The organism is Kribbella sp. CWNU-51, from assembly GCF_054073265.1.
The window spans coordinates 164,634-184,124 of sequence record NZ_JBSXMZ010000011.1; the positions used below are offsets into that span (position 1 = coordinate 164,634).

Consider the following 19,491-nt stretch of genomic DNA (forward strand, 5'->3'; position numbering starts at 1 on the left):
CCATCCGGTGTGTGCGTGATCCTTCGGGCACCAGCCTGCTCCGGTGAAGCATCAACTACAATTGAAACTTCTCCGCTGACTGTTAAGGGATAGGTACATCATGGATCTGCCGGCCGCGGCCACCTGGGGACGGCTTCAGACCTTCCTGGCCGTCTACGAAGGCGGAAGCATCCGCGCGGCGGCCGAGACCCTGCACGTCACGCCGCCGGCGGTGTCGGCCGCGATCTCGGCGCTGGAGACCGCACTGGGCACCGCGCTGTTCGGCAAGGCCGGGCGCGGCATCGTGCCGACGGACGCCGGCGAGACCTTCGCGGCGTACGTCCGCAAGCTGCTCGGGCTGCTCGCCGAGGCGGCCGGTGCGGTGCACGACGCCGATCGGGGCCGGCTCCGGATCGGGGCGGTGGCGACGGCCAGCGAGTATGTCCTTCCCCGCCTGATGGCCTCGTTCGTCGACGAGCATCCGCAGGTCGAGCTGTCCTTGTCGGTCCTCCCCCGGGACGAGCTCTTCGCCCAGGCCCGCGACCATGCCGTCGATGTCGTGCTGGCCGGACGGCCGCCGCGCGGCTCCGGCCTGGTCACCCGCGCCCGCCGGGCCAACCGGCTGGTGCTCGTCGGCCGACCTGGACGCGACGACGATCCACTGACCAGCACCTGGTTGCTCACCGGTCAGGGCTCGGGCACCCGGGACACGACGTTGTCGCTGCTGACCCGGCTGCAGGCGGCGCCACCGCTGCTCACCCTCGGGACCTCGGGGGCAGCGGTCGCCGCGGCGCGCCAGGGACTGGGCCTGACCTTGGTGCACGAGGAGGCCGTGCGCGGTCAACTCGACGCCGGTGAGCTTGCGACGTACGGCGTACCCGGGACTCCTGTCGATCGCCCGTGGCATCTGTGCACGACCGCCGAACCGACCGCGGCGAGCCGGCTGTTCCTCCGCCACGTCTGCGATGCCGGCCGGGTGGGGGCGGCGGCGTTTCACACCCGGTCTCGCCCCCAGGGGTGAGTACGGCGGTGCCGCGCCGGGCGATGCTGCACTGCATGACCACGACGCTGCGCACCGATCTCCCCACTCTCGCCGACACCGCCCGTCGGATGACCGATGCCGGTCGCGGCATCCTGGCCGCCGACGAATCCATCAAGACCATGTCGTCCCGGCTGGAACAGGAAGGCATTCCGTCCAGCCCGACCGCCCGGCGGGACTATCGCGAACTGCTGATCACCGCCGATGGGCTCTCGGACTGGGTCAGCGGGGTGATCTGGTCCGACGAGACGTTCGGGCAGGAGCTGGCCGACGGCCGCCCGTTCCCCCAGGCCGCACGCGAGCTGGGCATCCTGCCCGGCATCAAGGTCGACACCGGCACGAGCAGGCTGCCCGGTGGCGGTGGCGCGCTGGTCACCGAAGGGCTCGACGGGCTGGGTGACCGGCTCGCGTCGTACGCCGAACGCGGGGCCGCGTTCGCCAAGTGGCGCGCGGTCTTCGACGTCGCCACGATCACGCCGTACTCGGCCCGGGCCAACGGTCACGCGCTCGCCCGGTACGCCGCTCTCTGCCAGCAGCACGGCATCGTCCCGATCGTCGAGCCGGAGGTTCTGTGCACCGGTGACCACGATCTGGGTGCGTCGGCGCAGGCATCGAACCTTGCCCTGCGCACCCTGTTCGACGAGCTGGCGCAGGCCGGCGTCGACCTGTCCGGCGTCGTCCTCAAGCCGAACTTCGTGACTCCCGGCCTCGACGCCCCGGCAGCCACCGCGCGGACGATAGCCGCTGCCACCTTCGGCGTACTGTCCGAGACGGTGCCCGAGGCGCTGGCCGGGATCGCGTTCCTCTCCGGTGGCCAGCCGACGGGCCATGTGTGCGAGTCTCTCCGCGAACTGCACCGACTCGGCGACCGCGCGTGGCCGGTCACGTTCTCCTTCGGGCGCGCTCTGGTGAGCGATGCTCTGAGCGCCTGGGGTGGCGAAACCCGGAATGTGCCGAAAGCCCAGCAGATCCTGGTGGACAACTGCCGTCGGGCCGGTCAGGCGACCCGCTGAACCGTGGGCTCAGAAGGGCAGCTCGACCAGGACCGTCGTACCTCGCTCGGGGATCGATTCGATCCGCAGTGACGCCTCGATCAGCGCGCAGCGTTCCGCGATCGAGCTGAGCCCGAAGTGCTGCGCACCGTCCGCGTCGCCCGCGCGGGCGGTCCGCCGTTCCTCCGGGTCGAACCCTTTGCCGTCGTCGGCGCAGCCGAACACGATCGAGTCGCCGACCCGCCGTAGCGACAGTACGACGCGATCGGCCTCGGCGTGCTTGACCGCGTTGGCGAGCGCCTCCTGGGCGATCCGGTAGAGCGCCGCGGCGACATGGTCGGGGATGTCGTCGAGGGTCGCCGCGGGATCGACCAGCAGGTCGATCGACGGAGCACTCTCGCCACCCGCCGCCATCTGCACCAGGGACTCCATCGCCGCGACCAGGCCGAGGTCGTCCAGGACCAGGCTGTGCAGGCCGGAGATCGCGGCCCGCGTCTGGTGGTAGGCCAGGTCGGCCAGCTCCCGGGCGCTCACCAACTCGGCCCGCGCTCGCGCCAGCTCAGCCTCCGGAACTCCGCCCGCGGAGTCGCGTACGGCGAGCTCGGACACGGTCATGTCCGCGGCCGAGAGGTGGAACGACATGGACGCCAGCGCGGTCGTGACCCCATCGTGCAGGTCGAAGGCGATCCGCCGGCGCTCGGCCTCCTGAGCCGAGATGGCCTGCTTGATCAGGCGATCCCGCTCGGTCCGGTGCCGGTTCACCGCCAGCCACAGCTGCTCGGCGTGCAGCCGCAGACCGAGCGCTGCGGCGTACCGCTCGGCGCGGGCGAGGTCGGCCGGACCGAAGGGAACGCGCGGACTGCGATGGGCCGCCAGCACTCCGACGATGTGGTCCTCGAGCCCTGGGAGCGGAACACACATCCTGGCGACGGTCTGCCGGGGTTCGAGACGGAGCAACTGCCGGTGCAGCGCGTTACGCGGCGAGTCGGAGGCAAGGACGACGGGCGTGCCGTTGCGGGCCACGAGACCCGTCACTCCGAATCCGACCGGCATGCTCAGCGCGGCGGTCGACGGGTGGGGCGGCCAGATGTCGGCGACCGTGAGCTCCTGACCGTCGCTGGCGAGCAGCAGCACACCGTCGGCCTCGAGGAGTCGCGCGAGCTCGGCCGCCGAGGGGACGGGCCCCGTCTCGGCGGTCAATGGAACAGACCCTCGCGAAGCGCGACGGCGATGGCGCCGCTGCGGTCGGAGACCCCGAGCTTGCGGTACAGGCCACGGATGTGGGTCTTCACCGTGTCCTCACTGACGACGAGCTTGCTCGCGACACCTCGGTTGGAGTGGCCGGAGACGAGCAGCTCCAGGACCTCCGACTCGCGCTGGGTGAGCCCGAGGTGCGCGCCCGGCCAGAACTCGCCCGCACTGAGCCTGGCGGCGGACAGTGCGACGCGTCCGGCCAGCGCAGGGTCGATGACCGTCTCGCCCTCACGCACGCGGCGCAGATGCCCGACCAGCTCCTGACCGTCGATCCGCTTGAGGATGTAGCCCGACGCACCGACTCTCAGCGCCTGGTACAGGTAGTGCTCGTCGTCGTACACCGTCAGCAGCACGACCTTGGTCTCCGGATACTGCGCGGTGATCTGGCGGCAGAGGTCGAGCCCGCTCTCCTTGCCGATCCGTACGTCGCACAGCACGACGTCGGGCCGCTCGTCGGAGACCAGCGTGAGCGCCTCCGCCGCGGTCGTCGCCTGGCCGGTGACCACCACCTGGTCGACGAAATGGCCGAGCATCGCGACGAGGCCGTGCAGCACCATCTCGTGGTCGTCCACCAGGACGAGTCGCAGCGGGGTCGGAGTCGTGGCCGGCATGGGCCAAGAGTAAGCGGAGACAGCACGATTCCCCCACGATCACGAGGATTCACCCGCATCTCCACCCGGGCGGGTGAGGGCGCGATCGGCGCGGCACGGTGCGCTTGGAAGTCTCCGATCAGGAAGGCCAGCCATGACCGAGCCCACCCCTCGCGCTCCCCGTCCGCTCATCGTCCCCTCGGTGCTGCCCGCCGATTTCGCGCGCCTCGGCGACGAGATCCGCGCGCTGTGCGACGCCGGCGTCGACCGGATCCAGTGGGACGTGATGGACGGGGTGTTCGTCCCGAACCTCACCTTCGGCCCGGACGTGATCGCGGCGGCCCAGGAGCACAGCCGGGTCGCCTTCGAGGCCCATCTGATGGTGGTGGAGCCCGACGAGCTCCTACCCCGGTACGTCGAGGCCGGATGCGAGTTGATCATCGTCCACGCCGAGGCGTGCACCCATCTCCATCGCACGCTGGGCCGGATCCGGGATCTCGGCGTACGCAGTGGTGTCGCACTCAATCCGCACACGCCCGTGGACCTGGTGGAACACGTTCTGACCGAGACGGACCTGGTGCTGGCGATGACGGTCAACCCCGGCTTCGGTGGGCAGGCCTACATCCCCTCGGTGGAGAAGAAGGTGGCCCGGCTGCGGCGGCTGATCGACGAGTCCGGCCTGCCGATCGAGCTCGAGGTCGACGGCGGCATCACCGCCGACACCATCCGGGGCGCGGCCGCGGCCGGTGCCGACGTGTTCATCTCCGGCTCGTGGATGTATGCCCATAGCGACGGCAAGGCCGCCGCCGTCCGGCAGTTGCGCGCGGCCGCGGTCAGCGCCGCGCAGAAGAACGAGGAGGCCGCCTGATGACCGAGCTGCTACAACGATCGGCCACGCCGTTCGTCGAGACCGACCGGCTGGCGGTCGACACCTTGCGCTTCCTCGCCGTCGACATGGTGCAGGCGGCGAACTCAGGTCATCCCGGCATGCCGATGGGCGCCGCCCCGATGGCATGGGCGCTCTGGAGCCGCCATCTGCGCCACGACCCCTCGGCACCCGACTGGGCCGACCGGGATCGCTTCGTGCTCTCGGCCGGGCACGGTTCGGCTCTCCTCTACGGTCTGCTGCACATCTTCGGCTACGACCTGCCCGAGGCCGAACTGCGCGCGTTCCGGCAGCTCGGGTCGCGCACTCCCGGCCATCCCGAGTTCGGTCACACCGCCGGGGTCGAGTGCACGACGGGGCCGCTCGGGCAGGGCCTGGCCATGGCCGTCGGGATGGCCCTGGCGGAGCGGATGACGCACGCGCGCTATCCGGAGATCACCGACCATCACACGTACGCGATCGTCGGCGACGGCTGCCTGATGGAGGGGGTCAGCCACGAGGCGGCCTCGCTCGCCGGGCATCTCGGTCTGGGCCGGCTGGTCGTGCTCTGGGACGACAACTCGATCACCATCGACGGTTCGGTCGACCGTTCCTGCAGCGACGACCAGGTCGCTCGCTTCGCGGCGTACGGCTGGCACACGCAGACGGTTCAGGACGGTACCGATGTCGACGCGATCGACGCCGCCATCGCTCGGGCCAAGGCTGACGCGCGCCCGAGCCTGATCGCAGTCCGGACCATGATCGGCCACGGCGCCCCAGGCGTAGCGGGCACGTCGAAGGCGCATGGTTCGCCGCTCGGGGAGGAGCTGGCCGCGGAGGCCAAGCGACTGGCCGGGTGGGACCATCCGCCGTTCAGCGTTCCGGAGCCGGTGCGGGCTGCCTGCGATGCGTTGGCGTCGGTCGGCGCCCGCGAACACGCTGCCTGGCAGGCCGCGTACGCCGCCTTCGAGGCGAGCGCACCGCATCAGGCAGCGGAGTTCCGCCGCAGCCGCGATCGGCAACTGCCGGATGCTCTTGTGGAGACGCTGTCCGCGGTTCCCGGCGAAGCGCCTCGGGCCACTCGGCAGTCGTCCCAGGCTTGCCTGAAGGCTTTGCCGGCCGTGCTGCCGGAGCTGATCGGTGGATCGGCGGACCTGGCCGGCTCCACCGGGACCGCGACCGGCGGAGCCGTGGTGACCCGTGACGACTACTCGGGCTCCACGATCGCCTTCGGGATCAGGGAGTTCGGCATGGCCGCGATCATGAACGGGCTCAGCCTGCACGGCGGGTTCCGGGTCTACGGGAGTACGTTCCTGGTCTTCGCCGACTATCTGCGGCCGGCGCTCCGGCTCGCCGCGCTGATGCGCCAGCCCGTCATCCACGTGCTGACCCACGACTCGATCGCGGTCGGCGAGGACGGCCCCACCCATCAGCCTGTCGAGCAGATCGAGTCGCTGCGCGTCATCCCCGGACTGCAGGTACTGCGCCCGGCGGACGACGCCGAGACTGCACGGGCCTGGCAGCTGGCGCTCGAGGGTACCGATGGTCCCACTGCCCTGATCCTGTCCCGCCAGACACTCCCCCAGAGCGCGCCGCCGGCTGATGAGCGCTCGCCCGTCTCGGTCGAGATCGTGGCCACCGGATCCGAGGTCGCCCTGGCCGGTGAGGTCGCCGACGCGCTGACCGCCGAAGGTCACAGCGTCCGCGTGGTTTCCGCGCTGGACCGATCCGCCTACGTCCCGGATCCGCTCGCGGTCACGGTCAGCCTGGAAGCCGGCAGCACCATGGGCTGGAAGGGGCTGGTCGACCTGGCCATCGGTATCGACGAGTTCGGCACGTGCGGCCCTGGCGACCAGGTGATGGCGCGTCACGGCTTCACCGGTACGGCGGTGCTCGGCCGGATCCGCGAGTACCTGCAGCAGTCGCCGGGGGCCTGAGGTGGGCCGGCTGGCCGCGGTCGTCTTCGATGTCGACGGCACGCTGGTCGACAGCGAACGCGATGGCCATCGGGTCGCCTTCAACGCCGCCTTCGAGGAGGCCGGACTAGGAGACCGTTGGGACGTTCCGACGTACGGAAAGCTGCTTCACATCGCCGGCGGGGCCAAGCGACTGGCGTTCTGGTTCGAGACCGTCGGAGTGCCCGCCGGCGATGCCCGGCGCCTGGCCGAGCGGTTGCACGCTCGTAAGACCGAGATCATGCGGGACCTGATCGAGGCCGGGAAGGTGCAGGCCAGGCCGGGTGTCCACCGGCTGCTCGATGAGCTCGACGCGGCTGGCGTACCGATGCATGTGGCAACGACCGGTACGCGCGCCTGGGTCGAACCGCTGCTGGACCAGGTCTTCGGCCCGCGCTTCCAAACCGTTGTCACCGGCACCGAAGTTCCCGAGCTCAAGCCAAGCCCGGCGGTATACCTCGAGGTGCTGCGGCGGACGGGCTGTCCGGCCGATCGGACCGTGGCCGTGGAGGACTCGCAAAACGGCGTACGCGCGGCTGTGGCGGCCGGACTGTGCTGCGTTGCGGCCCAGAACGAGTACACGCAGGACGACGATCTGTCCGGCGCTGCGCTGGTCGCCGGCGGGTTCGAGGACCCGGCCCTGGTCGCCTGGTTCCGCCGTCACATCCCGCCTCCACAAGGATGAACATGACGATGCCCCGCAGCCTCACGGCTGCGGGGCATCGTTCGTCGTGGGACGGATCAGACGGTCCAGGTCGCGAACACGATGGCCCGGTCCCGCCAGGCCTGGATGTTGGCGTCCAGCACGTCCAGCGGGTTGAACGGGATGACGCCCTTGATCAGGTCGTCCTCGCGCATGCCGTAGAGCGCGCCCATCGCGAACCGGCAGGCGTACACCTTCGCACCCTCGTCGATCAGCGTCTTGAGCTGCTTGTTGTAGCCGAGGTTGCCCGGGAAGCCCTCGCTGCCGACGGCCGGGTAGCCGCGGGCGGCCGAGGCCATCAGGACGCCGGGACCGTACAGGATGAAGGTGAGGTCGAATCCCTTCCGCTGCAGGCGGGTGGCCGTGAGCATGTTGACCAGGCCGACGGAGCCCTCGAACGGGACCGTGTGCATGAAGACGTACGCCTTGTCGCCTTCGTTGGCCTGGTGGTCGGGGAAGATCTTCTCCTCGACGTCGAAGAGGATGTCGCCCTCCTGGGGCGGTTCGATGGTGACTGTCTTCGGCATGATGCTGACTCCTTCGAAGTGTCGGCAGTGCGGAGAGGTGGGACGGCCTGCACCCGGTCGGGGCAGGGGCTCAGTAATCGCCTGGCGGGAGGTAGTCGGGCTTCGGCCATCCCCTGCGATGGCTGCCCGGAATCGCCTGCATGGTGGTCCGGCGCAGTCCCCAGGGCAGGATCCGGTAGACGGGTGCGAACACCTGTCGCCACCAGCGGTCCTTGAGTCCGTGCGGGCGGGCCGGCGGATTGGCGCCGTACTTGGCTGCCATCCGACGCTGCGCGTCGGCCAGCAGGGCGTGCTCGGAGTTCGAGCGAAGCCAGTGGAAGAAGGGCATACCGGCCGCCTCAGAGCTTCGCGACAAGGGCTTGCGCCGCCATCGCGATGGGTTCGTTCAACGCGCCGATCGCGGGCGAGTAGACGTTCTCCATCGTGGCCAGCGTGTCGACCGTGATGCCGGTCCGGGCCACGATGCCGAGGAAGTCCGCGCGCTCCTTGATCCCCTCGCCACCGACCATCTGGGCGCCGATCAGCCGCCGGGTCCCGGGGTCCGCGAGCAGCTTGACCTTGATCGGCTTCACGCCCGGGTAGTACCGCGCCCGGGTGATGCCGTCGGCAACGCCGGTGACGAAGGGCAGTCCGAGCGCCGTGGCGAGCGTCTCGCCGAACGAGACCCCGCCGATCATCCACTGCCCGGCGAGCATTCCCCAGGGCACGTACACCGGGTTGTGCACCCGCGAGCCGCCGGCCGCGTTGATCCCCGCGGTCTTGCCCTGGGCGTAGGCGTGGCTGCCCGAAAGCCCTTGCAACGGGACGTTCGAGACACCGTGCGGAATCTCGGCGCAGTCACCCGCCGCATAGACGTTCGGGTCGGAGGTGCGCATCCGCGGGTCGACCGCGATACCGCCGGTGCTGCCCAGCTTGATCCCGGCGGACCCGGCGAGACCGGAGTTGGCCACCTTGTGGCTGCCAATCACCGCCAACTGCGCCGGTACGTCGCCGAACGTCGTACTCACGTGGGTGAGGGTGTCCGTGCCCCGGAAGGCGGTCACCCGCTCACCGAACTTGAGCGTGACACCGGACTCCTCCCAGTCCTTCCGGACGGGCTCGACGATGTCCGGGTCGATCACGTCGGCCATCGGCCACGGTCCGGGATCGATCAGGGTCACGTCGATGCCGCGATGGCGCAGGGCCGAGACCATCTCCATCGCGATCGGCCCGGACTCCACCACCACGGCCGACTTCACCGTGTCGAGGTAGCGGTCCCACTCCATCGCGGCGCGGATGTTCTTGACGTGGTAGATGCCGCCGAGCTCGACGCCGGGGATGTCTGGGGTGTCGTAGTTCCAGCCGGTCGCGAGGACGAGCTTGTCGTAGGAGACCTCGCCCTCGCCGCTCACCTTGATGGTCCGCGACCTGGGGTCGATGCTCTCGACGCTGGTCTCGTAGTGCACATCGATGCCTTGGGCAACGTACTGTTCCTTGGTCGCGAGGAACAGCTTCTCGAAGGACTCGATCTCCTTGCCGTGCACGAAGGGGATCCCGCACGGGCTGTAGGCCACGTCCTCGTACTCGGTGTACACCACCGTCTGGGCGGACGGGTCCTGGCCCTTGGCGGCGCCGGCCACCCCGAGGCCGGCCGCACCGCCGCCGATCACAACGATCTTCACGAGAACTCACTCCCTGCTTCGCATCGCATGGTCACTGGATCTCTCCGTCCTTGGGGACAACTGCTCGGGTGGTCAGCCGTACGCCGGAGCGCAGCGTGTTGGTCACGTAGCAGACCCGCTCGGCCGCGGCGACCAGTCGCTCGAGCTCGGCCTCAGGGGCACCGATCCGCGCCTCGACGTGGACGGCTCCGAACTGCAGGCCGTCGTACCGGCCGGTCGCTCGGACCGTCAGCTCGGTGAGGTCGAGCGAACGCTTGCGGGCCGCGTAGCTGATCGCCAGCGTGAAGCAGGACGCGACCGAAGCCAGGAACAGGTCGGTGGGCTGCGGACCGAGGTTGGCGCCGCCGACCTCCTCCGGTTCGTCGACCTGGATCGTGAACGGGCCGGCCTCGACGGTGCAGTGGTACCCGCCGTGCCAGACACTCTCGACACTGCGGGTGGCCGCCACCAGGTCCTCAGTGCGCGTGGTGGCCATGGTCCTCGTCGCGATGGTCGTGACCCGCCGGCCGGTGGCACAGGATGTCGGCGCGGGCGTCGATGTCGTCCGCGGACACGACCCCGCGCTCGGACAAGAGCTCTTCAAGCGCGCCGAGCCAGCGGTCGTAGTAGCTGTATTCCCCCGGTTCGCCGTCGCGCCGGGCCACCTCGGCGATCAGGCCCCCCTGGAAGTCCTTCCAGGAGAACAGGCCCTGATCGGCCAGCGCGGCCGCGATCCCGAAGGCACGGCTCTCCCACGGCTGCTCGAAGACGAGCTCGCCGTTGGCTCGCGGCAGCCCGGTGACGGTGTCGTCCAGGGTGCCGGCGATCTCCGCTGTCACGAGAGCACCTCCGCGACGCCGACCATGGCGTCGCGGGTCACGAGGGCAGCGAGTTCTTCCTCGGCCAGGCCGTCGGTGTGCTGTGGGCGCCGCGGCAGAACGAAGTACCTGTTCTCCGCGCTCGAGTCCCACACCCTGATGCGGATGTCGTCCGCGAGTGGCAGCCCCATCTCCGCGAGCAGCGCCCGCGGCTCCCGCACCGCCCGGGACCGGTACGCCGGATCCTTGTACCAGTTCGGGGGCAGTCCGAGCACGGGCCACGGGTAGCAGGAGCACAGTGTGCAGACGACGAGGTTGTGCACCTCGTCGGTGTTCTCCACGACCACGATGTGCTCGCCCTGCGGACCGGCGAATCCCAGCTCCTTGATGGCGCCGGTGCCGTCCGCGAGCAGACGTTCGCGGTAGTCCGGGTCGACCCACGCCTTGGCCACCACCTTGGCGCCGTTGAGCGGGCCGACGTCGTTCACGTAGCGATTGATGAAGCCGTCGAGCACCTCGGTCTTCACCAGGCCGCGCTCGGTGAGCAGCTCCTCGAGCGCCTCGGCGCGCAGGGCGGCCGGTGGCCGGTCGACGGAACGGGGATCGGCACTCACTGGCAGTCCTCCAGGTAGCTCTCGAAGAGGTCGATGAAAACGGTCGCCGGCTCGGCGCCGGGACCCCACAGGTCGGTCGCCTCGAAGCGCACGGTGTAGACGTGCTGCGCGTCCTCGCCGGTGAAGTGGGCGGTGCTGTCCGGCAGTACGGCGGCGGGACGGCGAGCCTCGACGACTCCGGCGCGACCGCGGACGTACGCGGGCATCCGGGTGTGGCCGGCCTTGTACTGTTCCCGGGCCCGCACTCGCTGCCCGGCCCCGAAGGCCGGCGCGTCCTCGATCTGACGCAACGATCCGGGGCCACCACGCTCGTACGACGGTTTGCGAACCTCGACGTCGGCCGGCTCGCTGACGTCCTCACCGGCCAGGCGGCGAGCGCGGGCCTCCACTGCACCCTGCGCGAGTACGCCGCTGTCCACCAGCAGCAGCTCCGCGGCCGCCAGCCACCGCCCGTAGTACCCGTCGGCGAGATAGTCGACCGGGTGCAGGCGCTCGAGCGCGTGCCGGAAGGCGTCGAGGTTGGTCCCCGACGCGCCCATCGAGGCGAGCCCCAGCGCGAAGGTGCGAGCGTGCCAGTCCGCCGCGAACACCGGCTCGTCCGGTTCGATCGCGACCGTGCCCCAGCCGTGGGCGCCGCCCATGTCGTGAATGCCGTCCACCAGCAGCTCCTCGGGTTCGACGGAAATCTCTTATCCGATAAGCAAATACACTATGAGACACATCGACGTCCGTCAACCATCGGATATACTGCGTCTACTAAAGGCCGGGGGCAGACCGAAGGAGTGCCGAGTGACACCGCCAACCGCACGATCCGCACGGGTCGGTGACCACGCGCCGGCCGAGCGACCCGCCGGGGCTCCGCTGTCGGAGTCCGAGGTCTCCGAGGTCGTCGCCGGCATCGGCCCGCGGCTCCGCACGCTGCGCGGCCGGCTCGGACTGTCGCTGCAGCAGCTGGCCGAGCGCTCCGACGTCTCACCGGCCGCGATCCACAAGGTGGAGCAGGGCACGATGGTCCCCACCATCACCACGCTGCTCAAGCTCGCGGCCGCCTTCCAGGTGCCGGTCGCCCACTTCATCGACGAGACCGACGCGCCGGCCACGCCGGTCAGCTTCACCCCGAAGAACCAGCGGCGGGTCCGGACGTCACCCGACGGCGACGTCGTGGTGGGTTCGATCTCCGCGGAGTCCGGGCCGTTCGAGCTCACCGCGAGCATCACCGAGATCGCCGCGGGCGCCCAGTCCGCCGACGACCGGCATCCGGCCGGCGAGGCCCTGGTGCACGTCCAGTCCGGGACGCTGGAGGTGACGGTCGGTGCGCAGACGTATCGCCTCAGCGCGGGCGACTCGCTGCACTTCCGCTCCGAGGAGAACCACTCGTGGCGCAATCCGTCCGCGCGCACCACCAAAGTCGTCTGGGTGTCGCTGCCCGAACGACGCGGCTGATCACCACACCAGCGCCGACGAGGGCGTCGTACGAGCTTGCGCGGGACGTCTGACGTTGGTCCGCAGCGTCACCATCTCGATCAGGTCGAGCAACCGGTTGGCGTAGCCGAACTCGTTGTCGTACCAGCCGAACACGCGGACGGCGTTGCCGTGCGACTCGATGTCCTGCAGCGTGACGACGCAGGAGCGCGGGTCGCCGATGACGTCGCTGGAGACCATCGGCATGTCGCTGACGCCCACGATCCCGGCCCAGCGCTCGGACAACGCCGCCTGGATGAAGGCGTCGCGCACCTGCTCGGTGGTGGCCTGGGTACGGAGCATTCCCACGACGTTGCTGAGCGAGCCGTCGGGCACCGGGACGCGCACCGCGACGCTGTGCACGCGGTCCTTCAGCTGCGGCAGCACGCGGGCCAGAGCGGTGTCCGCGCCTGTTCCGGTCGGGATGATGTTCTGGCCCGCGGCACGGGACCGCCGCAGGTCGTGGTGTGGCAGGTCGAGCAACTGCTGGTCGTTGGTGTAGGCGTGCACGGTGTCGACCCAGCCGCCCTCGACCCCGAAGGCCTCGTCCAGGATCGCGAAGATCGGCGCGACGCAGTTGGTCGTGCAGGACGCGTTCGAGATGATCCGGTGCGAGTTCGGGTCGAGGGTCGCCTCGTTGACACCGAGGCAGATCGTCGCCTCCGCCGAGTCGGTCGGGGTGGACACGATCACCCGTTTCGCGCCGGCCCGCAGATGCCCGCCGGCCCGGTCCCGGCTGGTGAAGTGCCCGCTGCACTCGGCCACCACGTCGACGCCCAGCGACCCCCACGGCAGGTTCCCCGGATGGTTCGCCCGCAGCACCTTGATCCGCCGGTCGCCGACCACGAGCTCGTCGTCGGTCGCCGCCACCGGTACGCCGAGCCGCCCGTGCACCGTGTCGTGCTGGAGCAGGTAGGCCAGCGTCGCGGCCGGGGTCAGATCATGGACGGCGACGACGTCGACGAACGAGTCGCGCGCGATGATGGCGCGCAGCAGCGCACGTCCGATCCGGCCGAGGCCGTTGATCGCGATCCGGGGTACGTCGGTCATCGGGCAGTCCTCTCGCGGGTCACACCGGCACCAGCGTGCGTGCCGGCCTGACGCCTGCTTTGGTCCGCGCTCGTGGCACCAGGGAGGAAAGTGCCACGAGCGCGTCAAACACGCGGTCGCCATCGGCCCACGCGTGTGCTTCGGCGAAATCGATCCATTCGCTCGGGGGGATCACCGGCTCGGCCTCGCCGTACTCGATCTCGCCCCAGGTGGCCGCCATCTCGATCAGCTCCACCAGCGACATCATCGGCTGCGCCTCCAGCGAGACCAGGCGCCGATGGTGCGCCGGGGCGCTCTGCTCGAAGCGGCATCCGCAGCAGTCAGGTTCGGGGTTGAACGTGTCCATGAACGGATCTTGCCGCCCGGTGTTGCACAGGTGTTGCACGGCGTTGCAACGCCGGTCACGCACCCCGCCCGGCCGCGACCTGCTCGGCCTCGGCGAGCAGCCGGGCCTCCGCCGCGGCGTACTTCTCCAGCGCGTGGTTCGCCCGGTAGCCGAGGTCGACGGCCTTGGCGAGGTACTCCTCGGTCATGGTCTCGACCGCCTCGGGCGCAGCGCCGCCGAGGGCACTGCGGGTCGCCACGATGGCGCGCGGATCCAGGACGTTCCGGATCTCTTCGGCGTCCAGATCCAGCGAACGCCCGACGACCGACAACGCGGCCTGATCGAGGTCTTCCGACGTGATGTCGACACCCCGGACGCCGCGCCGGCTGGCGTCGCGCACGACCTCCCCGACCACGAGGTACGCCGCCCGGTAGTCCAGGCCGCAGCGGAGCATGACGAACTCGGCCAGGTCCGTGGCCTGGGTGTACCCCTCCTCGAGGCGCTCCCACATCCGGGCCTCGTTCACACTCAGCGTGTCGACGACGCCTTCCATCAGCGCCGTGATGCGGGTCGCGAACTCGACCGCCTTGGGGATCTCGCCGTACGCGAAGATCAGGTTGTCGCTGCGGGCCGACGGGCTCTTCACGACCGCGAGGAATCCGGTCAGCCGCCCGATCAGGACGCCGCCGCCGCCGCGGACGATCGACAACGCGTACGGGTTGCGCTTCTGCGGCATCAGCACCGACGCGCGGGTATACGGTCCGGCCAGGTCGACGTAGTCGAACTCCTGGCTGGACCAGATCTCCAGGTCCTCGGCCAGCTTGGACTGGTTGGACAGCAGGCTGACGCTCGTACTCAGGACATCGACGAAGGTGTCGGTCTGCCACATCGCGTCGCGGGTGTGCGTGATGACGTCGCCGAACCCGAGCAGATCCGCGATCACTCGCCGGTCGTCCAGCAACCGGCTGCCGTTGACACACCCCGCGCCACCGGGACTCGTGTTGACCTGGTCGAGAGCGTCGAGCAGGCGTTCGCAGTCCCGGATCGCCGGCGGCACGAAGGCCAGCAGGTAATGGCCGAACGTCGAGGGCTGCGCCTGCTGGAGGTAGGTCTGGTCCGGCATGTAGACCTCGCGGTAGCGGGCCGCCGTACGACAGGTGGTGGCGGCGAACTCCGCGGCGCCGGCCGCGAGCTCGGCGGTCAGTCTGCGCAACAGGATCCGGAGCGCGACCCGGGCCGCCTCCCGCCGGGGCCGGCCGGCGTGGAGCCAGCCGGCGTCGTCACCGATGGTCGCGACGAAGTGCCGCTCGCGGGAGTTGTACGGCTCGCCGTACGCCGCGTCGTACGGGAAGTCCTCGGGCCTGGTGCGATGCGTGTCCAGCAGTACGCCGAGCAGCGCCGCGGCGGCGCGGTCGGGAATGATCCGGCGGTGGCGGAGGTCGAGCACATGCGCGATATCGGCCATGTTCAGCCCGTGGTGGAGCAGCGGTGCGTCGGCGATCTCCCAGGCGAACCCCGCGTCGACGAGTTGTTGCGCGGGCCGATCCTTGGACGGGCCCTCGACCCGGCGCGCTGAGTTCACCGTTGTCATGACGTTGCCTCCTCGCCGACGGCCGCGGTCGCGGCTGCCGTGGTGGTGAGTTCGTCGGCGGCTGCCAGTGCCCCGCCGGTGCTCCAGTACAGGACAGGCCCGGGCAGCTCACCGCGATGATCGTTCAGCCACAGCAGCGCCTTCGCGTTGTACACGGGGTCGGCGACGAATCCGCTGTGCTGCAGCAACGCGCCCGCCAACCGGTCTGCCTCGGGCCATCCCCCGCCGTAGCCGGGTCCTCGTCCGTCGACCACGCGCCACCGTGGCAGCGGACCGCTGGCGCCGACGAGCCGGGCGCATTCCGTGGCCCGTTTGGCGACCTGTGCCTCGATCTCCGCGACGGGCCGGGAGACCGACACTCCGACAACCTCGACTCCATCAGCGTCAACCGACGCGAGGCCGGCGACCAGACCGGCGATGCTGCCTCCCGAGCCGACCGGGATCACCACGCTGACCGAGCGGCCGCCCAACTGCGCGACCAGCTCGGTGGCGGCGACGGCGAAACCACAGGCGCCGATCGGCGTCGCTCCCCCGCGAGGTACGACGTACGGACGCCTGCCCTCGGCTCGCATCCGGCCGGCCAACTCGCCCGCACGAAGATCCATGCTCCTGCGATCGGCGGAACCGGTGAACTCGACCTGAGCACCGGCACTCCTCGACAAGGCCAGCGCAGCCGCACCGCCGCGCAGGTCGCCGTAGCAGACCTGTACGACGTCGATCCCTTGCCCGGCCGCGGCAACGGCCAACAGGGCGGCGAAGTTGGAGGTGGGGCCGCCCGCGACCACGATGGTGTCGGACCGCAGCGACAGCGCATCGGCCAGGACGTACTCGAGAGTGCGCACCTTGTTGCCGCCCCACGCGAATCCGGTCAGGTCGTCGCGCTTGACGAGTACGTCGCGCAAACCCGGCGTACCCGCGAGATCCGCGACGTGATGCACCGGGGTCGGGAAGATCCCCAGGGGAATCCGCGGGAGGCTCGCTAGCGCCACGACGCACTCTCCCCCGCGCGGCGGCGGGTGGCGCGGACGACGACCTCGTCGGCCATCGCCGCCGCGGCGCCGGTGTCGACCCGGTCGAGCTCGGCCAGCTCGGCCGCCTCGATCCGCCCGTCGAGCACCGCCGTGAGGGAACGGCCGGTGCCGATCGCGGCCCGGTACGCGTCCTGCAGCGTCGCCTGCGCCTTGTGCTTGCCCAGCCGGGCCGACATCACGCTGAGCAGCCGCTCCGAAGACGCGGTCTCCGTCGCTGTCAGGTTCGCGAGCATCCGCGCGGGGTCGACCTCCAGGCCGCCGACCAGGGACCGCGTCATCCCGGCCGCGGCCAGCGTGTAGTGGCTGAGCTCCGGCAGCACGACCCACTCGGTCTTCCAGGACCGTCCGTCCCGCTCGTGCTCGCCGACCACGGTCTCGGCGAGAACGCCCGCCGACGAACGCACCAGACGCGCAAGTGTGACGACCTGCTCGGACACCTCGGGATTGCGCTTGTGCGGCATCGAGATGCTGCCCACCGTGGTCGACGGCGACGGCTCGCGCACCTCGGCAAGCTCGGCCCGGGCGAGCACGTAGACCTCGTTCGCGATCCGGGCCATCGCACTGACCGCGGCAGCCAGCACCTGGGCGAACTCCGCGAGCCGATCGCGGGTGGTCAGCCAGGAGATGGCCGGCTCCCCGAGACCGAGTCGATCGCAGTACGCCGTGCGCAGCGGGATCGCCTGCGCGCCGAAGAATCCGAGTACGCCGACCGCGCCGCCCAGCTCCGCCACCAGCCAGCGGTCGCGACCCTGACGAAGGCGCTCCAGGCTGCGACCGACCTCGTCGGCCCACGTCGCGGCCTTGAAGCCGAAGGTGATCGGAGCCCCCGGCTGACCGTGCGTACGGCCCACCATCGGAGTCTCGCGGTGCCGCTCGGCCATGGCCAGGAGCTCCGCCTCGATCGCCCACAGGTCCCGCCAGACAAGCCCGGCGACCTCAGCGATCTCCAGGACCTGCGCGGTGTCCGAGATGTCCTGAACAGTGGCGCCGTAGTAGACATGCTCGGCCGCTTCCGCGGGCAGCATGCGCTGCAGCACCTGGATCAGGCCGAGGGTCGAGTGCGATGTTGTCCGCGTTCCCGCCGCGATGCCGGCCAGATCGAGCCGGCTGCCGCGCAGGCCGGCGATCGCGGCCGCCGAGGAGGCGGGGATGATGCCGACGTCCGCCTGGGCCTCGGCGAGCGCGATGATCACGTCGACCCAGCGGGCGACCCGAGCCGTCTCGGCGAAGATCCCGCGGCTCTCCGCCGTACTCCACTGATGACCGAAGATCGCGGAGTCGATCAGATGTGCGTCCATGCCACCTCCGCCCGTTCGACGATGGTCTCGAGCGCCGCGCGGACCTCGGCCAGCGAGGCGCCCCACGGGACGACCGTTCCGGTTCGCTCGCTCTCGAAGCCCTCCTGGAGCAGGCAGCAGCGGGTCAGCGTGCTCCGGCCATCCGCCGTCAGCCACTGGCGGGGGCAGATGTCGACCCGCTCCGGCGTACTGCCGTAGAACCATTGATGGATCTGGTTGGACCGCTCACACCCGAGCAGGGTCCAGTCCCGTTCGGCCGGTCGTTCGTCGAGGAACGACACCGCGCTGCCGGGGAAGTCCATCCCCGAGCCACGGCACGGGATCAGGAGATCTCGCGGAGGTGCGTCGTACGCCGCGGCGAGGAGCTGCCGGCTGTCCACGAGATCGGGTACGACGACCACCGGCGGGAGATCCTCGGCGGTGGCCAGCACCCGCTGGACCTGGTCGAGCAACTTGGCCGGGCCAGGCGGAACGACGTCGACCAGCCTGATCCGGAGCGGAGCGGGATTGAGGATGAAGCTCACGTGCGAGTACGAGCCCTCGACCACGACACAGCGGACGCCGGGGAATCTCTCGGCGGCGGCTGCCAATTGCGAAGGAACGGCGGTGTCGACGGTCTCGTCCACCACGACCGCGCAGTCATCGGCTCCGGCCAGCACCCGGGCCGAGACGGTCAGCGTGAACAGGTCGTCCGACGGCTTGCGGTCCACCTCGACGAGGGCCACGCGGCCTTCGTGCCGGGCCACGACGAAGCGGGTCCGGAAGTACACCTCGCGATCGGTGAAGTGCTCGGTCAGCCAGGCCGGGTCAAGCGTCGGGACACTGGCGACGGCGACCTGCCGGTAGCGCCCCGGAATGACGTTCGGCGCCTCCGGATCGGTCGGCCGGCTCGTGACCTGCTCGTCAGTGCGCACGGACCGAGGTCTCCAGAGCCGCACCGAGCCCGATCGTGTCCGAGCGCAGGCCGCGACGCAGCGTTTCGAGGCCCATCACGTCGTCGAGGGCGATGTTGCCGAGGTTCACCTCGGAGCCGAGACGCCGCAGCAGGTGAGCCTGCTGCGACCGCTGCGGAGCCTCGTAGACGATGAATCCGGCCGCACGGGACGACGCCAGTTCATCGAGCAGGTCCTCCCGCAGTTCCCCACCGGCGTCGTACAGACCGACGGTGCCGCTCTCGCGACCCTCCGCGACCAGCCAGCGGGCGCCGGCGTCCAGGTCCGACTCGAGCTCGGCCGTCCATTCGGCCGCGGACACCAGGTCACCCGGGTCCTTGCTGCCGACCTCGGCGAAGACCTCGAACCCGAGGGACCGGGCCTGCCGGATGATCCGGTGCTTCTCGGCCAGCGGCAGGTCCGTGCTCCCGCGGGACACCTCGACGCACTCGAATCCGGCCCAGGTGGCGAACTCGAAGAACTCGTCGACCCGGCCCTGCAGCCAGGCGATCTCGAGCAGCGTGCCACCGGTGCACGGCTTGACCTGGTGGTCGCGCAGCAGCCGGACCTTCTCGGCCAGCGCGGGCTCGATGTACGCCGTACCCCAGCCGAGCTTCCAGATGTCGATCCAGCCGGCGTACGCCTGGAGCACCGACGCCACGCGGTCGAGGGAATACCCTTTGTCCAGGACGTGGGTGAGCCCGGCCGAACGGGGTTTGGCGGATCGCTCCGGCAGCGTGAGGAAGCTCGGACCAGACCCAGCCATTGCGCCCGCCTCTCCAGCCGACTCGCCCGGGAGGATCGACACCCTCCACTATCAGTGATGT

At 70.2% G+C, this 19,491-nt stretch carries 22 protein-coding genes; 6 read left to right on the plus strand and 16 right to left on the minus strand.

Features of this window, described 5'->3' with window-relative positions; translation table 11 throughout:
* Nucleotides 1-100: 100 nt before the first annotated feature.
* Nucleotides 101-1,000: a LysR family transcriptional regulator gene (locus tag ACXC9Q_RS16440; protein WP_457057368.1), complete on the plus strand. Its 900-nt coding sequence runs from the start codon at nucleotides 101-103 to the stop codon at nucleotides 998-1,000.
* Between the two features lie 35 nt (nucleotides 1,001-1,035).
* Nucleotides 1,036-2,031: a class I fructose-bisphosphate aldolase gene (locus ACXC9Q_RS16445; protein WP_457057369.1), complete on the plus strand. Its 996-nt coding sequence runs from the start codon at nucleotides 1,036-1,038 to the stop codon at nucleotides 2,029-2,031.
* 9 nt (nucleotides 2,032-2,040) lie between these two features.
* Here ACXC9Q_RS16445 and ACXC9Q_RS16450 read toward each other — a convergent pair whose 3' ends face one another.
* Complete coding sequence (locus tag ACXC9Q_RS16450; RefSeq protein ID WP_457057370.1) at nucleotides 2,041-3,210, minus strand: GAF domain-containing sensor histidine kinase; 1,170 nt, start codon at nucleotides 3,208-3,210, stop codon at nucleotides 2,041-2,043.
* Nucleotides 3,207-3,875, minus strand: a complete 669-nt coding sequence (locus ACXC9Q_RS16455; RefSeq protein WP_405068308.1) for a response regulator — start codon at nucleotides 3,873-3,875, stop codon at nucleotides 3,207-3,209. Before ACXC9Q_RS16455 ends, ACXC9Q_RS16450 begins: the two co-directional genes overlap by 4 nt.
* 133 nt (nucleotides 3,876-4,008) lie before the next feature.
* Between ACXC9Q_RS16455 and rpe the strand changes: the two genes are divergently transcribed.
* The 3 genes from rpe to ACXC9Q_RS16470 are packed head-to-tail and all read left to right on the plus strand — an operon-like array spanning nucleotide 4,009 to nucleotide 7,359.
* Entirely contained in the window at nucleotides 4,009-4,722 is a 714-nt protein-coding gene (gene rpe / locus ACXC9Q_RS16460; RefSeq protein WP_328518995.1) for a ribulose-phosphate 3-epimerase, read from the plus strand.
* Entirely contained in the window at nucleotides 4,722-6,656 is a 1,935-nt protein-coding gene (gene tkt / locus ACXC9Q_RS16465) for a transketolase (protein WP_457057372.1), read from the plus strand. The genes rpe and tkt overlap by 1 nt, the downstream gene beginning before the upstream one ends.
* Before the next feature lies 1 nt (nucleotide 6,657).
* Nucleotides 6,658-7,359: an HAD-IA family hydrolase gene (locus ACXC9Q_RS16470; protein WP_457057373.1), complete on the plus strand. Its 702-nt coding sequence runs from the start codon at nucleotides 6,658-6,660 to the stop codon at nucleotides 7,357-7,359.
* A gap of 56 nt (nucleotides 7,360-7,415) precedes the next feature.
* Here the strand turns inward: ACXC9Q_RS16470 and ACXC9Q_RS16475 are convergent, their stop codons facing one another.
* The 7 genes from ACXC9Q_RS16475 to nthB form a co-directional block, all read right to left on the minus strand.
* Nucleotides 7,416-7,904 (minus strand): MSMEG_0572/Sll0783 family nitrogen starvation response protein, encoded by a 489-nt coding sequence (locus ACXC9Q_RS16475; protein ID WP_328518992.1) that lies wholly within the window; start codon nucleotides 7,902-7,904, stop codon nucleotides 7,416-7,418.
* Between the two features lie 70 nt (nucleotides 7,905-7,974).
* A complete protein-coding gene (locus ACXC9Q_RS16480; RefSeq protein WP_328518991.1) occupies nucleotides 7,975-8,232 on the minus strand; it encodes a hypothetical protein in 258 nt (85 codons plus the stop codon).
* 10 nt (nucleotides 8,233-8,242) lie between these two features.
* Nucleotides 8,243-9,565: an FAD-dependent oxidoreductase gene (locus ACXC9Q_RS16485; protein ID WP_457057374.1), complete on the minus strand. Its 1,323-nt coding sequence runs from the start codon at nucleotides 9,563-9,565 to the stop codon at nucleotides 8,243-8,245.
* Between the two features lie 31 nt (nucleotides 9,566-9,596).
* A complete protein-coding gene (locus tag ACXC9Q_RS16490; protein ID WP_405068313.1) occupies nucleotides 9,597-10,040 on the minus strand; it encodes an OsmC family protein in 444 nt (147 codons plus the stop codon).
* Nucleotides 10,021-10,383 carry a nitrile hydratase accessory protein gene (locus ACXC9Q_RS16495; protein WP_457057375.1) on the minus strand — a complete coding sequence of 121 codons (363 nt, stop codon included), beginning with the start codon at nucleotides 10,381-10,383 and terminating at the stop codon, nucleotides 10,021-10,023. Before ACXC9Q_RS16495 ends, ACXC9Q_RS16490 begins: the two co-directional genes overlap by 20 nt.
* On the minus strand, nucleotides 10,380-10,976 hold the full coding sequence (gene nthA, locus ACXC9Q_RS16500; RefSeq protein WP_457057376.1) for a nitrile hydratase subunit alpha: 597 nt from the start codon (nucleotides 10,974-10,976) through the stop codon (nucleotides 10,380-10,382). The genes ACXC9Q_RS16495 and nthA overlap by 4 nt, the downstream gene beginning before the upstream one ends.
* Complete coding sequence (gene nthB / locus ACXC9Q_RS16505; protein ID WP_457057377.1) at nucleotides 10,973-11,635, minus strand: nitrile hydratase subunit beta; 663 nt, start codon at nucleotides 11,633-11,635, stop codon at nucleotides 10,973-10,975. The genes nthA and nthB overlap by 4 nt, the downstream gene beginning before the upstream one ends.
* 130 nt (nucleotides 11,636-11,765) lie before the next feature.
* Between nthB and ACXC9Q_RS16510 the strand changes: the two genes are divergently transcribed.
* Entirely contained in the window at nucleotides 11,766-12,419 is a 654-nt protein-coding gene (locus ACXC9Q_RS16510) for a helix-turn-helix domain-containing protein (protein WP_457057378.1), read from the plus strand.
* Here the strand turns inward: ACXC9Q_RS16510 and ACXC9Q_RS16515 are convergent, their stop codons facing one another.
* Genes ACXC9Q_RS16515 through ACXC9Q_RS16545 form a run of 7 tightly spaced genes read right to left on the minus strand, consistent with a single transcriptional unit; the run spans nucleotide 12,420 to nucleotide 19,430 of the window.
* A complete protein-coding gene (locus ACXC9Q_RS16515; protein WP_457057379.1) occupies nucleotides 12,420-13,487 on the minus strand; it encodes a type I glyceraldehyde-3-phosphate dehydrogenase in 1,068 nt (355 codons plus the stop codon).
* Nucleotides 13,488-13,506: 19 nt separating this feature from the next.
* On the minus strand, nucleotides 13,507-13,833 hold the full coding sequence (locus ACXC9Q_RS16520; RefSeq protein ID WP_457057380.1) for a hypothetical protein: 327 nt from the start codon (nucleotides 13,831-13,833) through the stop codon (nucleotides 13,507-13,509).
* Nucleotides 13,834-13,888: 55 nt separating this feature from the next.
* Nucleotides 13,889-15,403: a lyase family protein gene (locus tag ACXC9Q_RS16525; RefSeq protein ID WP_457057381.1), complete on the minus strand. Its 1,515-nt coding sequence runs from the start codon at nucleotides 15,401-15,403 to the stop codon at nucleotides 13,889-13,891.
* The gene (locus tag ACXC9Q_RS16530; RefSeq protein WP_457057382.1) at nucleotides 15,400-16,392 is read right to left on the minus strand and encodes a 1-aminocyclopropane-1-carboxylate deaminase/D-cysteine desulfhydrase; all 993 of its coding nucleotides are present in this window, start codon (nucleotides 16,390-16,392) and stop codon (nucleotides 15,400-15,402) included. Before ACXC9Q_RS16530 ends, ACXC9Q_RS16525 begins: the two co-directional genes overlap by 4 nt.
* Nucleotides 16,383-17,732, minus strand: coding sequence for a class-II fumarase/aspartase family protein (locus tag ACXC9Q_RS16535; protein WP_457057383.1), 1,350 nt, complete (start codon nucleotides 17,730-17,732; stop codon nucleotides 16,383-16,385). Before ACXC9Q_RS16535 ends, ACXC9Q_RS16530 begins: the two co-directional genes overlap by 10 nt.
* Nucleotides 17,717-18,646, minus strand: a complete 930-nt coding sequence (locus ACXC9Q_RS16540; protein ID WP_457057384.1) for a DUF7714 family protein — start codon at nucleotides 18,644-18,646, stop codon at nucleotides 17,717-17,719. Before ACXC9Q_RS16540 ends, ACXC9Q_RS16535 begins: the two co-directional genes overlap by 16 nt.
* Nucleotides 18,636-19,430, minus strand: a complete 795-nt coding sequence (locus tag ACXC9Q_RS16545; RefSeq protein ID WP_457057385.1) for a phosphosulfolactate synthase — start codon at nucleotides 19,428-19,430, stop codon at nucleotides 18,636-18,638. Before ACXC9Q_RS16545 ends, ACXC9Q_RS16540 begins: the two co-directional genes overlap by 11 nt.
* Nucleotides 19,431-19,491: the final 61 nt, after the last annotated feature.